The organism is Hyphomonas sp. (assembly GCF_013823385.1).
Taxonomy (GTDB): domain Bacteria; phylum Pseudomonadota; class Alphaproteobacteria; order Caulobacterales; family Hyphomonadaceae; genus Hyphomonas.
This window is the reverse complement of sequence record NZ_PNMA01000001.1, coordinates 173,845-188,044: the sequence shown is the minus strand read 5'-3', so window position 1 is coordinate 188,044 and position 14,200 is coordinate 173,845. Positions and strand designations below refer to the sequence as shown.

The following is a 14,200-nucleotide window of genomic DNA, read 5'->3' as shown; positions in this document are numbered from 1 at the left end:
CCAGTGCCCCGGCGCAGGCCCGGCTTCAGCTTGCAAGTTTAAGGAAAACCGGGGCTTGCAGGAGGATCTCGGGCCGGCCGACCCAATATCCCTGCAGCTGATCGCATCCGAAGGCCGTGACGATTTCTGCGGTTTCCGCTGATTCGATTCCCTCGACCGAACACTTCATCCCCAACTCATGGGCGAGCGAGACCGTTGCCTTGAGGATCTTCTGGGTTTCCGCGCGGTCTTTCAGTTCTTCGACAAATGCCTGGTCGAGCTTGATCTTGTCGAGGGGGAGCCGGTCCAGCATCGCCAGGGAGGAGTAGCCGGTGCCGAAATCATCCAGAACGATACGAAATCCGAGCGCCCGCGCCTCGCTCAGCACGGCGCAGTTCTCGGCCACATTGCGGAGCGTCACCTGCTCGGTCACTTCAAGCTCGATCCGGCCTGGCGAAACGCCATGCTGCTCGAGCAATGCGCACAGCTTCGGCAGGAAATAGCTGGAGGTCAGCTGCGACGGCGACACATTGATGGCGAGCGACCAGCTGGTGCCCACCAGCGAGGGGAGCGCCTGGCGCAGGGTGGTCCACAACATCTCGTTCAGCAAGCCCAGGCGTTCGGCGACTGGGATGAACTCCAGAGGGGCCGGATCCCGCGCGAAACCGCTCTCCGGCCAGCGGACCAGAAGTTCCATGGAGACAACGCTCTTGCAGGTGGCCGAAACGATGGGCTGCAGTGCTGCCCGGATGCGCCCGGTCGCGAGCGCCTGGCTGAAGGCGATTTCGAGGGCCGAAGAGGTGATCGAGGTGGAATCGATGACCGGGTCAAACTCGGCCACATTCACGCGCTCGGTCTTGGCGCGCCGCATGGCCACGTCCGCCGAGTGAATGATCTCGGAAACCGGCCCGGTAACCGCCTCAGCCCTGACCCATCCCATCGAGGCCCCAACCGAAACAACCCCGGCATCACACCGGATCAGCGCGGCGACACAGTCATGCAGGCTCGACATAAACCGGGTGGCCGCCTCCTGATTTGAGGGCGCTGCACACAATACCGCAAACTCATCCCCGCCCATGCGCGCGGCTGCCAGCACGCCGGGGCTTTGCTCCAGGCGCCGGGCAACCTCCGTCAGCACCTGATCTCCGAACGCGTGGCCAAACTCGTCATTGAGCGGCTTGAACCGGTCCAGATCCAGAAATGCGACGATGAACTTCGCCCGGGAGTTTGCATGCGCCTCGACCGCTTCGAAAAATGACCGGCGGTTGTGCAAGCCTGTCAGCGGGTCTTGCGCCGCCAGGCGCGCCGTCTTGGCGGCAAAACTGCGGAGCCGCTCACGCGTGCGAACCCCCATATAGACGCCGAAAGCGAGATAGGCGCTCAGGGTGAACAGGGCCACGCAGGCGACGGTCCGCTCCCGATCCGTCAGAAACGGGTCGGTGCTCGCCGAGGCGATCATCACCGCCGCCCCAAGCAGCGCCGGGACACCGGTCACAAGCGATTGCAGGCGGCTATCACTATAGAACAGCGAGCAATGGATCAGGATGCCGACCAGGATGGCCCCGGCCGTCAGCTTGTCGACGAAATCGCCCTGCCCCCACAGGACAAGACACATGCACGTCCATAGGGCCGATCCGAGACTGATATGAACAAGATACGGCACCAGGCGCGCGCGAGGCGGCAGACGCTCATCGCGCATGCGCCGGTTCAGTTTCAACTCTGTGAACTCGTTCAGGAAGACCAGCACAATCCACAGCGCGGCGAGCTGGATCGAGGCAGAATAGGCAACCAGCGCGGCAACCGTCAGGCACGCGATGAGGCGGCCGACCATGTCGACCTTCAGTCTGCGCACAAGGTCAAGGCCGATCGTTAACTCTTCCTCGAGAGTCCAATCTGCGCCCAGAATCCGCCGCCACATTGGCCACCCCCCCAATTTCACGAGAGTGGTCTTAACAGATCTTGCTGACGGCCCGCCTAACGGGCCGCCGCAGATTTCTTCAGAGCGTTAGCTCTTTGGCAACCAGGCCGGCCGGCAGCGCAGGCTAGCCCGCATTGATGCGGGCAAGGCCGGCATACATGGCGATGGGGCCGAGTTCTTCCTCGATCCGGATCAGCTGGTTGTACTTGGCGATCCGGTCAGACCGGCTGAGCGAGCCGGTTTTGATCTGGCCGCAATTGGTGGCCACGGCGAGGTCGGCAATCGTCGAATCCTCGGTTTCGCCGGAGCGATGGGACATGACGGCGGTGTAGCCGTGCAGGTGGGCCAGTTCCACCGCGTCCAGCGTTTCCGACAGCGTGCCGATCTGGTTGACCTTGACGAGGATCGAGTTGGCCGCGCCCTTCTGAAGGCCGATGGCCAGACGGTCCGGATTGGTCACGAACAGGTCGTCGCCGACGAGCTGAACCCGGTCGCCGAGCATTTCGGTCAGCGCGATCCAGCCATCCCAGTCGTCTTCGGCCATACCATCTTCGATGGAGAGAATCGGATAGCGGCCGCAAAGGTCTGCCAGGTATTTTGCGAACTCATCGGAAGAGAGCGACTTGCCCTCACCGGCCAGCTCATACTTGCCGTTCTTGTAGAACTCGGTGGAGGCCGCATCGAGGGCGAGCGCGATGTCTTCGCCGGGGCGGTAGCCGGCCTTCTCGATGGATTTCATGATGAAGCCGATGGCTTCGTCGGTGGAAGCGAGGTTGGGGGCAAAGCCGCCTTCATCGCCGACATTCGTATTGTGGCCGGCATCCTTCAGCGTCTTCTTCAGCGCGTGGAACACTTCGGCGCCCATCCGGACGGCGTCCGAGATGCTCTCGGCGCTGACCGGCATGATCATGAATTCCTGGATGTCGATCGGGTTGTCGGCATGGGCCCCGCCATTGATGATGTTCATCATCGGCGTCGGCAGGATGCGGGCATTGGCGCCGCCAAGATAGCGGTAGAGCGGCAGGGCAGACGATTCGGCCGCCGCCTTGGCCACGGCCAGAGACACGCCAAGGATGGCATTGGCGCCGAGGCGGGACTTGTTGTCCGTACCGTCCAGATCAATCATCAGCGTGTCGATCAGGCGCTGCTCGGTGGCGTCCATGCCGGCCAGCTCGTTACAGATCTCGCCATTGACCGCTTCAACGGCCTTCAGCACGCCCTTGCCGTTATAGCGGCTCTTGTCGCCGTCGCGCTGCTCATGCGCCTCATAAGCGCCCGTCGAGGCGCCCGAAGGCACGGCTGCGCGGCCCGTGGAGCCGTCGTCCAGCGTGACATCGACTTCGACCGTCGGATTGCCGCGGCTGTCGAGAATTTCGCGGGCGTGAATGTCGATGATTTCGCTCATGGAGGAAGTCCCCTTACCGGCGTTTACGTGCAAATGAAAAGCGCCCCCTGCGAGGTGCAGGAGGCGCCGGAACCCTTAGGCTGGTGCGCTTATGAGCGCAACCGGGGCGAACTAGATTTCGTCGCTCGGCTCGAGGATCTGCTTGCCGCGATACATGCCGGTTTTCAGGTCGATGTGGTGCGGACGGCGAAGTTCACCCGAGTTCGCGTCTTCGATGTAGGTGTTCATCGCCAGACGGTCATGCGAGCGGCGCATGCGGGTGCGCGATTTCGATTTCTTACTCTTGGGGACTGCCATGGCACTGCTTCCGGAATCTGGTGGGGCCGCGCCCAGTTAGGACGGCGGGAAAGCGCGCCTGTTAACGCAGGCAAACGGGGATGGCAAGCGCGAAACGGCATCAATTTCAGTGCCCGCTGGCTTATCCCCCGCAACTACAAAATGGCCGGCCCATAGGGCCGGCCAAGGTATGCAAGAAGGACGTCAGCCCTTTGCCCTGGCAATCTGCCGGATTGGCTCTGCGCTGACAGCTTCAGTTAATAAGGGATTGAGTCTGAATATGGGCGCAGCGGTGTTGTTATTTGGGGTTCAGATTGGCGATCACTCGCCTGTGAGGGGAAAGCGCCCCTCCCCCAAATGGCCAGCCCATCAGGGGATCACGCATTCCAGCACGCATATCCACGGATACTTTCCCTCACGCAGCTTCAGGAAGCCGTTCGCGTCGGTCTCAAGCTTCTTCATGTCCACATTGTCGCGGATATTCCCGCCCACCGCGCGGACATAGTTTTTGCCGACTTCGGTAACGATATCCCCGTGCGAGGGGTAGAAGCTATCGGCCTGGTAGCGCAGCTTCGCCTGATCGTAGGTGTAGTTTTTCGCATAGAGGCGCCCGGCGCACACGATATCCCCTACCTTCGGCGCATACGTCTCAGGCGGGCGCGCGATATAGCCATAGCCCTCATTCTGCCCATCGGCCCGCTGCATGGCGGGGTAGATGTAGTGGCAGTGTGCTTCGCTATACTTGAACTGTTTCCCGGCCCCGGCCTTGCGGACGCAATAGGATACGAAAGCCGATGACCAGGCCGGGCGGATTCCCTCCACCAGCGTGCGCCCATCAAAGGGCTTCGAGATCGACTTCCAATAGTCTCTTACAAACAGGTAATAGTCTTTCGCGTGCTCGGGTGTGCCCCAGGTCTCGCGCCCCGCGCCTTTGTCCCACCGGTCATACTCGGCCAGGCACGCAGCCGCCAATGCATCTGCAAACATGAAAATCCCCCATAGATCGTCCCATTTGCAACTTTTAACACATTTTCAGCGCGGACACCACGCAATCATGGGTTCCCCAGCCAGCGGGCGGGGTCTCAGGCGGATCAAATCGCGCGCCTGTCACTCTTCCTCGGGCCGCGTGAAGATCGCTTCCAGGCTGCGCAGGTTCATGCCGTTCTTCAGATAGTTCGCCGGCGTGAGGTTCACCGCCTTGATCACGCCGCGCTCCACCTTCGTGCCCCGCCCGCTCTCGGCTGGCACCAGGTCAAAATCGAGGATGTTGATACAGCCGGTATCCTGCTCGAAGCCGGCGCTCGCCCCGAGCGGCGCGCCGATCACGTCTGCCAGCAGCATCCGGTTCACGACTTCGTGCGCCACCACCAGCGCAGACGCCCAGCCCGGCCGCATCAGAAGCGCCGCCAGCCCCTCGCGGATGCGAATCAGCGCGTCGGCGAATCGCTCCCCGCCCGGCAGGAAGGCGGCATCCGGCTCGCCCGCCTGTTCGAAGGTGAACGTCATCACCGCCGCCAAATGCTCGGCCGAATGGAAGTCCATATAGCTGCCCGACCGCAGCTCGCCGAAGCGCGGATCTTCCTCCAGCGAAGGGGCATTGGGATGCTCGGCCAGCACGATCTCCGCCGTCTGCCGCGTCCGCGCGAGACCGGAGCAGAGGGCGAGGTCGAAATGCACTTCTGACAGGGCAATCCCGGCGGCGCGCGCTTCCTCGACGCCCCGCTCGGTCAGCGTGGCCACCTTGGGATCGCGCGCGGCGCGCACGGCTGCAGACGTATAGTCCACAAAGCCGTGCCGCATCAGATAGATGCGCCGCCGCCCGGTGGTGCCGGGCAGCGCGCTCATCAACGCGAAACGCCCCAGTCTTTCAGGATCTGCTCGGTATGCTCACCCAGGCCCGGCGGGCGGCCCTGGATGGCGCCCGGTGTCTCGGAGAAGCGCGGCGCCGGGGCGGGCTGAACCACGCCCTCGATCTCGACGAAGGTGCCGCGATCCACGTTATGCTTGTAGCTCGGCGCATCGGCCATGGAGAGCACCGGCGCGTAGCAGATGTCGGTGCCTTCCATGATGGCGTTCCACTCGGCCTGGGTCTTGGTCTTGATCACGGCCATGACCTTCTTCTTCAGCTCCGGCCATTTGGACTTGTCCATCTGGGCATCAAAAGCGGCGTCCGTCAGGCCAGCCTTCTCGCGCAGGATGGCGTAGAATTGCGGCTCGATGGAGCCGATGGACACCCATTTGCCGTCCTTGGTCTCGTAGGTGTCGTAGAAGTGCGCGCCGCCATCGAGCATGTTCGCTTCGCGGTCATCGGTCCACACGCCCATGGCGCGCATACCCCAGAACATCGCCGTCAGCGAGGCTGCGCCGTCGGACATCGCCACGTCGATCACCTGGCCCTTGCCGCCATTCTTCACATTGATGATCGCCGCCAGCACGCCCATCGCCAGGTACAGCGCCCCGCCACCATAATCGCCCACCAGGTTCAGCGGCGGGCGCGGACGGCCATCGCCGTCACCCATCGCATGCAGGGCGCCGGTGATGGCGATATAGTTGAGGTCATGGCCTGCCGAATGGGAGAGCGCGCCGGTTTGGCCCCAGCCGGTCATGCGGCCATAGACGAGCTTCGGATTGCGCGCGAGCGCCACATCCGGGCCAAGCCCGTTGCGCTCCATCACGCCAGGACGGAAGCCCTCGATCAGCGCGTCGGCCTGCGCGATCAGCTTCAGGGCAACTTCCACATCGGCCGGATCTTTCAGGTTCAGCCCGATTGAGCGGCGGCCACGGCCGACGACATCTTCAGCCCGGCCCGGCTTGCCATTGCCCGGACGGTCGATGCGGATCACATCCGCGCCCATGTCCGACAGCAGCATGCCGCAAAACGGCCCAGGCCCAATGCCCGCAAATTCCACAATCTTGACGCCCGCGAGTGGTCCTTGAGCCATGAGAGGCCTCCTGATGTCCTGTTTGTAATGGTCGAGTTAGCGGAACTTTAAGGGGGTGAGGCGCAAAAGGAAGGGGTGCCGCAGCGTCGCTCCCGGCCATTCTCTGCGAGTTTTCAGCAAGTATTCAGGCGCGTATCCGCATGCTGGATTTTTCCTTCTACGATCCTCCCATCGAGGTGGCCGCGAACAGTCCGCGCCTCGAAATGATCGTATCGCGCCTGAAGGCCGCTGGCCTGCGCCCCTACACGGCCCCGGCCGATATAGATTTCTCCGCCGCCGATCCGCTGCTGGTCGATATGGCCAGCGCCGCGCCGGAAACGCTCGCACGCCTGCGCCGCGCCGCAATGATCGGCAGCGTCCCGCGCCAGATCGTGCTGCTGAATACGTCCGGCCAGAACGCGCCCCGGCTTGAGGGCGCCCTGCATCTGCGGCTCGACAAGGACATCTCCACCCTGCGCAGCCGCCTCGCCGCGCTCGCCCGCCGCGCCAGCCGCCTGCGCGAAGCCGCCATCCGCCGCGCCACCGCCGAAGGGCTGGGCGCAAAGCTTCCCCCGGTCGATATCAACGCGGTGCCAGCGCTCCTTTATCTCGGCGATGGGTCGCCTTTCTTCCTGTCGCTGCAGGGCGCCCTGCGCCAACGCGGCGTGGAGATTACCGCCGCCCTCTCCCGGCCAACGGCGCGCCAGCACATGACCAGCAAACGCTTTGCCGCCGCGCTGATCGATCTCAGCATGGCGCATGAAGAGGCCAGCGGCATGGGCCGCTGGATTTCCGAGGAAGACGGCCTTGCCGGCCTGCCCCTGATCGTCATCAGCCGTCCGCAGGCTGAGTTTACCGAACGCGAACTCGCCCTGCTCAGCCACGCGACCGATCTCATTGATCCGGCAACGGATGATGATACAATCGTCAACACCGTGGAGGCGCTGTGCCGCCGCCTGCATGCCAGCGCGCCGATGATGCCCCTGCCGGGTCTTTCCGCGCTGACGGTCACCGATCTCGCCACTGGCCTCTTCACGCGCGGCTTCTTCGAGGCCCACCTGCCCCGCCAGATGCAGATCGCGCAGGAACAGGCCGAGGCGCTGTCGGTTCTCACCCTCCGGCTGCCGCCTGAAATCGCCAAATCCATTCCGGCGCAGAAGATCGCCGGAGACGTAATAGCCCGCCAGATCCGCGACACCGATTGCGGCGCCCTGGCAGAGCCCGGCATGTTTGTCATCTCCCTGCCCGCCACCCCCTATCGCGGCGGCGTGCGCTTGGCCGAACGTATCGGCGAAGCCATGGACCGCTCCGGAAGCCCGGCAGACCTCAGCTGGCGTGTCACCGAACGGCGCAGCTATCATACACCGCAGACGCTGATCTCCACGGCCCTCATCGGCCCCTTCGTGCGTACGCGGATTGCTGCGTAGCTCCAGCCAAACAGTGCGCCTCTCATCCTGAGCGAAGTCGAAGGATGGCCAGATGCAGTGCGAGCCCCGGCTCGTCCTTCGACTTCGCTCAGGATGAGCCGTTCGCCGTGCCTGCCATGGCTCAGTCTTCGCTCAGCAGCCCGCTTTTCATCGGCTTCTTCCACTTATCTTCCGGCGCGGCGGCCTGGCGTGAGGGCATCGCCGCAACCGCATCTGTGGACGCGGGCGAAACGATGCCGCAGGCCGCTTCCAGTTCGCGCAGGAACGCCTTGGCGCCCGAAAGCCGCCGCTCCGGCGTGCCGCCAAGGCCGGAATGGACGAGTTTGGAATCCGGGCGCAGCTTCATCTGCGCGGGCCGTGTACGGACAATCTGCATCAGCTTCTGCGGGTCCATCACGGTGTCAGGGCGGAAAGCAAACACGGCGCCCTTCTCCCCGGCATCCAGCTTGGAAATGCCGAGCGCCTTGCACGACACCTTGATCGCCGTCACGTCCAGCAGCTGGCGCGTCTCATTGGGCAGCGGTCCGAACCGGTCGATCAGTTCAGCGGCAAAGGCTTCGCGGTCCTGCGCCGTCACGATGTCCGAGAGGCGCCGATAGAGCGACAGGCGCACATTGAGGTCGTCCACATAATCTTCCGGGATCAGAACAGCGACGCCCAGATTGATCTGCGGCGACCAGTCGTCTGCCACATCCGCCTCGTCCGTCGCCCCGGCGCGCAGCGCCTTTACCGCGTCTTCCAGCATCGACTGGTAAAGCTCGACGCCCACCTCTTTGACCTGGCCGGACTGCTGATCGCCGAGCAGGTTGCCCGCCCCGCGCATGTCAAGGTCATGGCTCGCCAGCTGGAAGCCTGCGCCCAGCGAATCCAGCGATTGCAGCACTTTCAGGCGCTTCTCCGCGCTTTCGGTGATCACCTTGTCCTTCGGTGTAGTAAAGTACGCATACGCACGGAGTTTGGAGCGGCCCACGCGCCCGCGCAGCTGGTAAAGCTGGGCGAGGCCGAACATGTCGGCCCGGTGGATCAGCAGCGTGTTGGCGCGCGGAATATCGAGGCCGCTTTCGACAATCGTGGTCGACAGCAGTACATCATATTTGCCCTCATAGAAGGCGGTCATGATGTCTTCCAATTCGCCCGCTGCCATCTGGCCATGGGCCACGATGAAGGAAACTTCCGGCACATGCGTGCGCAGGAAATTCTCCAGCTTGTCGAGATCCTGGATGCGCGGTGCCACATAGAAGGCCTGCCCGCCGCGATATTTCTCGCGCAGCAGCGCTTCGCGCAGCGTGACGGTGTCTTCCTCGGTGATGTAGGTGCGCACCGAGAGCCGGTCCACCGGTGGGGTGGCAATGATGGAGAGATCGCGGATGCCCGTCAGTGCCATCTGCAACGTACGCGGAATAGGCGTCGCCGACAGCGTCAGGACGTGTACGTCCGATTTCAGCTCCTTCAGGCGTTCCTTGTGCTTCACGCCGAAACGCTGTTCCTCGTCCACGATCATCAGGCCGAGGCGCTTGAACTTCATGTCCTTGCTCAGCACGGCATGGGTGCCCACCACCACATCCACCGTACCTTCAGCCAGGCCATCGCGCGTCTCGGCGGCTTCGCGCACGCCAACAAAACGCGACAGCGGGCGGACATTCAGCGGCCAGCCGGCAAAGCGTTCCTGGAAGGTCTTGAAATGCTGGCGGGCGAGCAGCGTGGTGGGCGCGATCACGGCCACCTGTTTGCCATTCATCGCCGCCACGAAGGCCGCGCGCAGCGCCACTTCGGTCTTGCCAAAGCCGACATCGCCGCAGACCAGCCGGTCCATCGGCTTGCCGGAGGAAAGGTCTGCCAGCACGTCCTCGATGGCCGAAAGCTGGTCGTCGGTTTCCTCATAGGGGAAGCGCGCGGCAAATTCCTCATAGAGGCCCTGCCCGCCCTGCACGGCGTCGGCGCGCTTGAGTTCGCGGGCCGCTGCGATGGCCATGAGTTCGGCGGCCATTTCCAGAATGCGCTTCTTGGCCTTTGCCTTGCGCGTCTGCCAGCCAACCCCGCCCAGCTTGTCGAGCTGGCCTTCAGCATCCTCGGAGCCATAGCGGCTGATCAGATCGATATTCTCTACCGGGATGAAAATCATGTCGCCGCCGGAATATTCCAGCTGCAGACAGTCATGCGGCGCGCCGGTCACTTCCAGCGTTTTCAGGCCCACATATCTGCCCACGCCATGATCGACGTGAACCACCAGATCGCCCGGCGTGAGCGAGGTGGCGTCCGTAATGAAGCTCGCCGATTTGCGCTTGCGGCGCGGCGCGGCCAGGCGGTCGCCCAGAACATCGGCCTCGGAAATCATCGCCAGATCCGGAAGGTTGAACCCCTCCTCGATGGGCACTTCAGCGACCGTAAAGTCAGTCTTCTTCGCTGCCTCCAGCGTGTGAACCTGCGCCAGCCCCGTCAGGCCATGATCGGTCAGCACATTGATCAGCCGGTCAGCAGAGCCGGTCGACCAGGCCGCAAACACCACCGGCTTGCCACTGGCATAGAGCGCGCGGGCATGGGCAATCACGGTCTCGAAGATGTTCTCGTCCGTCCTCAGACGTTCAGGCGCAAAGTCGCGCCCCCGGCGCCCGCCCATGTCGAAGGTATTGGGCGAAGGTTCTGCTGGTGAGAAGCGCACCACGGCGCGGGTCGCCAGCAGATCATCGAGTTCATCAGCCTCCAGATAGAGCCGGCCCGGCGGCAGAACGCGCGCCTTGCGGATATCGCCCCCGCCCGCTTCCAGGCGCGCAGCGTGATAGTCGGCCGCCTGCGTCAGGCGTTCATGCGCCGCCTCGCTGGAAAGATGGCCCAGCGCGAAGAGAGCGCCCTCGCCCACATAGTCAAACAGCGTATCAAGGCGCGGATGGAACAGCGCCAGCCAGGATTCCACGCCCTGCCGGCGGATCGAGGCGCGCGCCGCCTCATACATCTGGTCGCCCGAGGGCGGGCCGAACGTCTCCAGGAACCGGTCGCGGAAGGCGGCCAGCACATTGTCATTGAAGAGGATCTCGCTCACCGGCGCGAAGGTCACAGCTTCCGCCTTGCCGGTGGAGCGCTGGGTCTCGGTGTCGAAGGTGCGGATCGTCTCCAGCACATCGCCGAAGAAATCGAGCCGGAAGGGCTCCCCCGCCGTCGGCGGGAAGATGTCGATGATCCCGCCGCGCACGGCATACTCGCCCTGCTCGCGCACCGTGCCGGCGCGGATATAGCCATTGAAGGCGAGATATTCGGTCAGCTCATTGGCTTTCACCGTCTCGCCCGCTCGGATCGAGAGGGAGGCCTTGCGCAGCGTCTCCACCGGCGCGGCCCGCTGCACCAGCGACCCTGCCGTGGTGATCACCAGCAGAGGCCCCTGCGCCTTCTCATAGCGGGATATCCGCGCCAGCCCCGCGCAGCGCCGCGCCGCCACCGCTGGTGTCGGGCTGATCCGGTCATAGGGCAGCACGTCCCAGCCCGGCAGGTCCACCTGCTCGAGCCTTGGCGCCGCAAACAGCGCCATCCGCCGCGCCGCCTGCGCGAGGCGGTCATCGCGCGCCACATAGACGCCGATCCCGCCGCGCTTCTGCAATGCCTCACAGAACGTGATCAGGTCAGCGCCGAAAGGCGCGCCAGCAAAAGCGGTCGGGCCGCTCGAGGATGAAAGGACATCAGCGGGGGTCATGGCGATCTCGTTTTAGGTGGCCGCCTGAAGGGGTCAGCCACCTCTGGGGGCGTAGCGGAAGCCGATCAGCTGGTCCAGCACCGGACCTTTGTGTTTCTCAGGCACCGGCTCCTGCCCCACCAGCCAGGCAAAGATCTCCCAGTCCGGAACGTCCAGCAGGCGCTCGAACTCATCCAGCCCCTCCTGGTCCATCTCGCCCAGGGCTTCGTCGGCAAAGCTGCCCATCAGCAGGTCCAGCTCCCGGAAGCCGCGTCTCCAGGCACGGAATTTCAGCTTGCTGCGGCGGGTGTCGTCCATGAAGCCTCTGGTCCTTCTGCAAGCCCGGAAAAACTCCAACGCCGTTGGAGTTTTCCTGGAGTTTTCTGGCCGCCCGTTGGAGGACGGTTGGAGTTTTTTGGCGCCCTTATCCACGGGAGAGGCGCGTGGCTATCCACCTAGTTTCGCTGCCCCCGAAAGGCAATTGAAGCGCGGCAGATTGTTCGCTGGCCCGGCGCCGCGTAAGCTCTGCGGCGATGCGAGACGAGCGACTCTTTCCGCTGTTTGCCGGTCTTGAGACGCTTACCGGCGTCGGGCCCAAACTGACGCCCCTGCTGCAGAAGCTGGTGGGCGGGACGACCGTTTGGGATCTCCTGCTCCACCTGCCCGACCGCTGGCTGGACCGGCGCGTTCGGGAGAGCTTTGCTGATACCGTGGCGGGCGAAATCGCCACCGTCCAGGGCGAGGTCCACGCTTACCATCAGCCCTTCAATGACCGCTCCCCGCACCGCGTTCAACTGGTTGATTCCAGTGGCTTTTTGACCCTCGCCTTCTTTCGCGCCGATCCGCGCTGGATCAAATCCCAGTTCCCCGCCGGCGCCATGCGCATCGTTTCCGGCAAGGTCGAGGAGTATCGCGGCGAGCGCCAGATCACCCATCCGGACTTTGTGATAGACCCGGCCAAGGGCGAGACCCCGCCCGTCGTCGAGCCGATCTACCCGCTCACCGCCGGCCTCACCAATCGCCGCGTTCACACGCTGATCCTGCAGGCGCTGCAACACGTTCCGGCAGACCTGCCGGAGTGGGCAGACAAGCATCTGGTGGCCCAGAAGGGCTGGCCCGCCTTCCGCGAAGCCCTCGTCTGGCTGCATGATCCGCCTGCCTATGATGAAGACCGCTTCGCCCTGGCGCGGGAACGGCTCGCCTATGATGAGGCCCTGGCGCGCGAATCCGCTTTCGCCCTGGCCCAGGCCGCCCGCCGCCTGCGGCCTGCCCCGATCATCAAGGCCCCGCCCAGCGCCGTGAACCGCCTGATCGACGCGCTGCCCTACCGGCCCACCGGCGCCCAGATGCGCGCGGCCGCCGACATCAGCTCCGACATGGCCCGCGGCTATCCCATGCGCCGCCTGCTGCAGGGCGATGTGGGCTCCGGCAAGACGCTGGTGGCCGCCTTTGCCGCTGTAGAGGCCGCCGCCGCAGGCTTCCAATCGGTGTTCATGGCGCCGACCGAAGTGCTGGCGCGCCAGCAATTTGACACGCTCGACACCCTGCTCTCACCGCTCGGCTACACGGTCGCCGCCCTGTCAGGCCGGGACCGGGGCGCCGCGCGCGAAGCGACCCTGATGGGCCTCGCCGACGGCTCGATCCAGATCGCGGCAGGCACCCATGCGCTGTTTCAGGAAGCAGTCAGCTTCCGCAATCTCGGCCTCATCATCGTGGACGAGCAGCACCGCTTCGGCGTGTCGGACCGGATGAAACTCGCCGGCAAGGCTGAAAGCCCGCACATGCTGGTGATGAGCGCCACGCCCATCCCGCGCACGCTGGCACAGGCCGTCCATGGCGATCTCGATGTGTCGATCCTCGACGAGAAGCCACCGGGCCGCAAACCCGTGGAAACCCGCGCGGTGCCCGATACGCGCCTGGAAGACGTGATCGAGGCCATCGGCCGGGCGCTGAAGCGGGGCGAGCGCGCCTTCTGGGTCTGCCCGCGCGTGGATGTGGACGACGATGATTCCTCAGCCGTGGCGCGGCATGCGGCGCTGGAAGATGAGCTGAAGGTCCAGGCGGGCCTCGTCCATGGCCGGATGAAACCCGCCGAAAAGGACGCCGCACTGGAAGATTTCCGCACCGGCAAAACCCGCATTCTGGTGGCCACGACCGTGATCGAGGTGGGCGTGGATGTGCCCGAGGCGACGATCATGGTGATTGAGCGCGCCGAGGGCTTCGGCCTTGCTCAGCTCCACCAGCTGCGTGGACGTGTCGGCCGGGGTGACAAGCCCGCCTTCTGCATCCTGCTCTACCGCCCGCCGCTGGGGGAGACGGCGCGTGAACGCCTCGACACGCTGCGGCGCACGGAAGACGGGTTTGAGATTGCCGAAGCCGATTTCCGCCTGCGCGGCGCCGGAGACATTCTCGGCGTGCGGCAGGCAGGCGCTACCGATTACCGCGTGATCGACCTCGCCCGGCACAGCGACCTTCTGGAGATTGCCCGCAAGGATGCAGAGGCGGTGCTGGCGGGTGATCCAGGCCGGAAGGGCGAGCGCTGGCAAGCCCTGCGCATCGCGCGGGAATTGCTGACGCCGAAAGTGGCGCAGGGGCCGGAAAGCGGCTCGTGAA

Annotated in this window: 10 protein-coding genes; 2 read left to right on the top strand and 8 right to left on the bottom strand. The window is 64.4% G+C overall.

Annotation, left to right across the window (positions count from 1 at the left end; genetic code table 11):
* Window positions 1–25: 25 nt before the first annotated feature.
* The 6 genes from C0456_RS00925 to C0456_RS00900 all read right to left on the bottom strand — a co-directional run bounded on the left by C0456_RS00925 (window position 26) and on the right by C0456_RS00900 (window position 6,520).
* Window positions 26–1,897, bottom strand: coding sequence for a bifunctional diguanylate cyclase/phosphodiesterase (locus tag C0456_RS00925; protein WP_291047448.1), 1,872 nt, complete (start codon window positions 1,895–1,897; stop codon window positions 26–28).
* A gap of 124 nt (window positions 1,898–2,021) precedes the next feature.
* Window positions 2,022–3,302, bottom strand: a complete 1,281-nt coding sequence (gene eno, locus C0456_RS00920) for a phosphopyruvate hydratase (RefSeq protein WP_291047446.1) — start codon at window positions 3,300–3,302, stop codon at window positions 2,022–2,024.
* Between the two features lie 111 nt (window positions 3,303–3,413).
* Window positions 3,414–3,599: a 50S ribosomal protein L32 gene (rpmF, locus tag C0456_RS00915; protein ID WP_035595912.1), complete on the bottom strand. Its 186-nt coding sequence runs from the start codon at window positions 3,597–3,599 to the stop codon at window positions 3,414–3,416.
* Window positions 3,600–3,947: 348 nt separating this feature from the next.
* On the bottom strand, window positions 3,948–4,565 hold the full coding sequence (locus C0456_RS00910) for a DUF2272 domain-containing protein (protein ID WP_291047444.1): 618 nt from the start codon (window positions 4,563–4,565) through the stop codon (window positions 3,948–3,950).
* Window positions 4,566–4,685: 120 nt separating this feature from the next.
* Window positions 4,686–5,423, bottom strand: a complete 738-nt coding sequence (locus C0456_RS00905) for a histidine phosphatase family protein (RefSeq protein WP_291047442.1) — start codon at window positions 5,421–5,423, stop codon at window positions 4,686–4,688.
* On the bottom strand, window positions 5,423–6,520 hold the full coding sequence (locus tag C0456_RS00900) for a CaiB/BaiF CoA-transferase family protein (protein ID WP_291047440.1): 1,098 nt from the start codon (window positions 6,518–6,520) through the stop codon (window positions 5,423–5,425). Before C0456_RS00900 ends, C0456_RS00905 begins: the two co-directional genes overlap by 1 nt.
* A 140-nt stretch (window positions 6,521–6,660) precedes the next feature.
* On the opposite strand from C0456_RS00900, the gene C0456_RS00895 reads away from it, so the two are divergent.
* Window positions 6,661–7,926, top strand: coding sequence for a hypothetical protein (locus C0456_RS00895; RefSeq protein WP_291047439.1), 1,266 nt, complete (start codon window positions 6,661–6,663; stop codon window positions 7,924–7,926).
* A gap of 121 nt (window positions 7,927–8,047) precedes the next feature.
* Here C0456_RS00895 and mfd read toward each other — a convergent pair whose 3' ends face one another.
* Entirely contained in the window at window positions 8,048–11,608 is a 3,561-nt protein-coding gene (mfd, locus tag C0456_RS00890; RefSeq protein WP_291047438.1) for a transcription-repair coupling factor, read from the bottom strand.
* A 33-nt stretch (window positions 11,609–11,641) separates the two neighbouring features.
* On the bottom strand, window positions 11,642–11,905 hold the full coding sequence (locus C0456_RS00885; protein ID WP_291047436.1) for a succinate dehydrogenase assembly factor 2: 264 nt from the start codon (window positions 11,903–11,905) through the stop codon (window positions 11,642–11,644).
* Window positions 11,906–12,120: 215 nt separating this feature from the next.
* Here C0456_RS00885 and recG point away from each other — a divergent pair, with 215 nt between their 5' ends.
* Window positions 12,121–14,199: an ATP-dependent DNA helicase RecG gene (gene recG, locus C0456_RS00880; protein ID WP_291047435.1), complete on the top strand. Its 2,079-nt coding sequence runs from the start codon at window positions 12,121–12,123 to the stop codon at window positions 14,197–14,199.
* Window position 14,200: the final 1 nt, after the last annotated feature.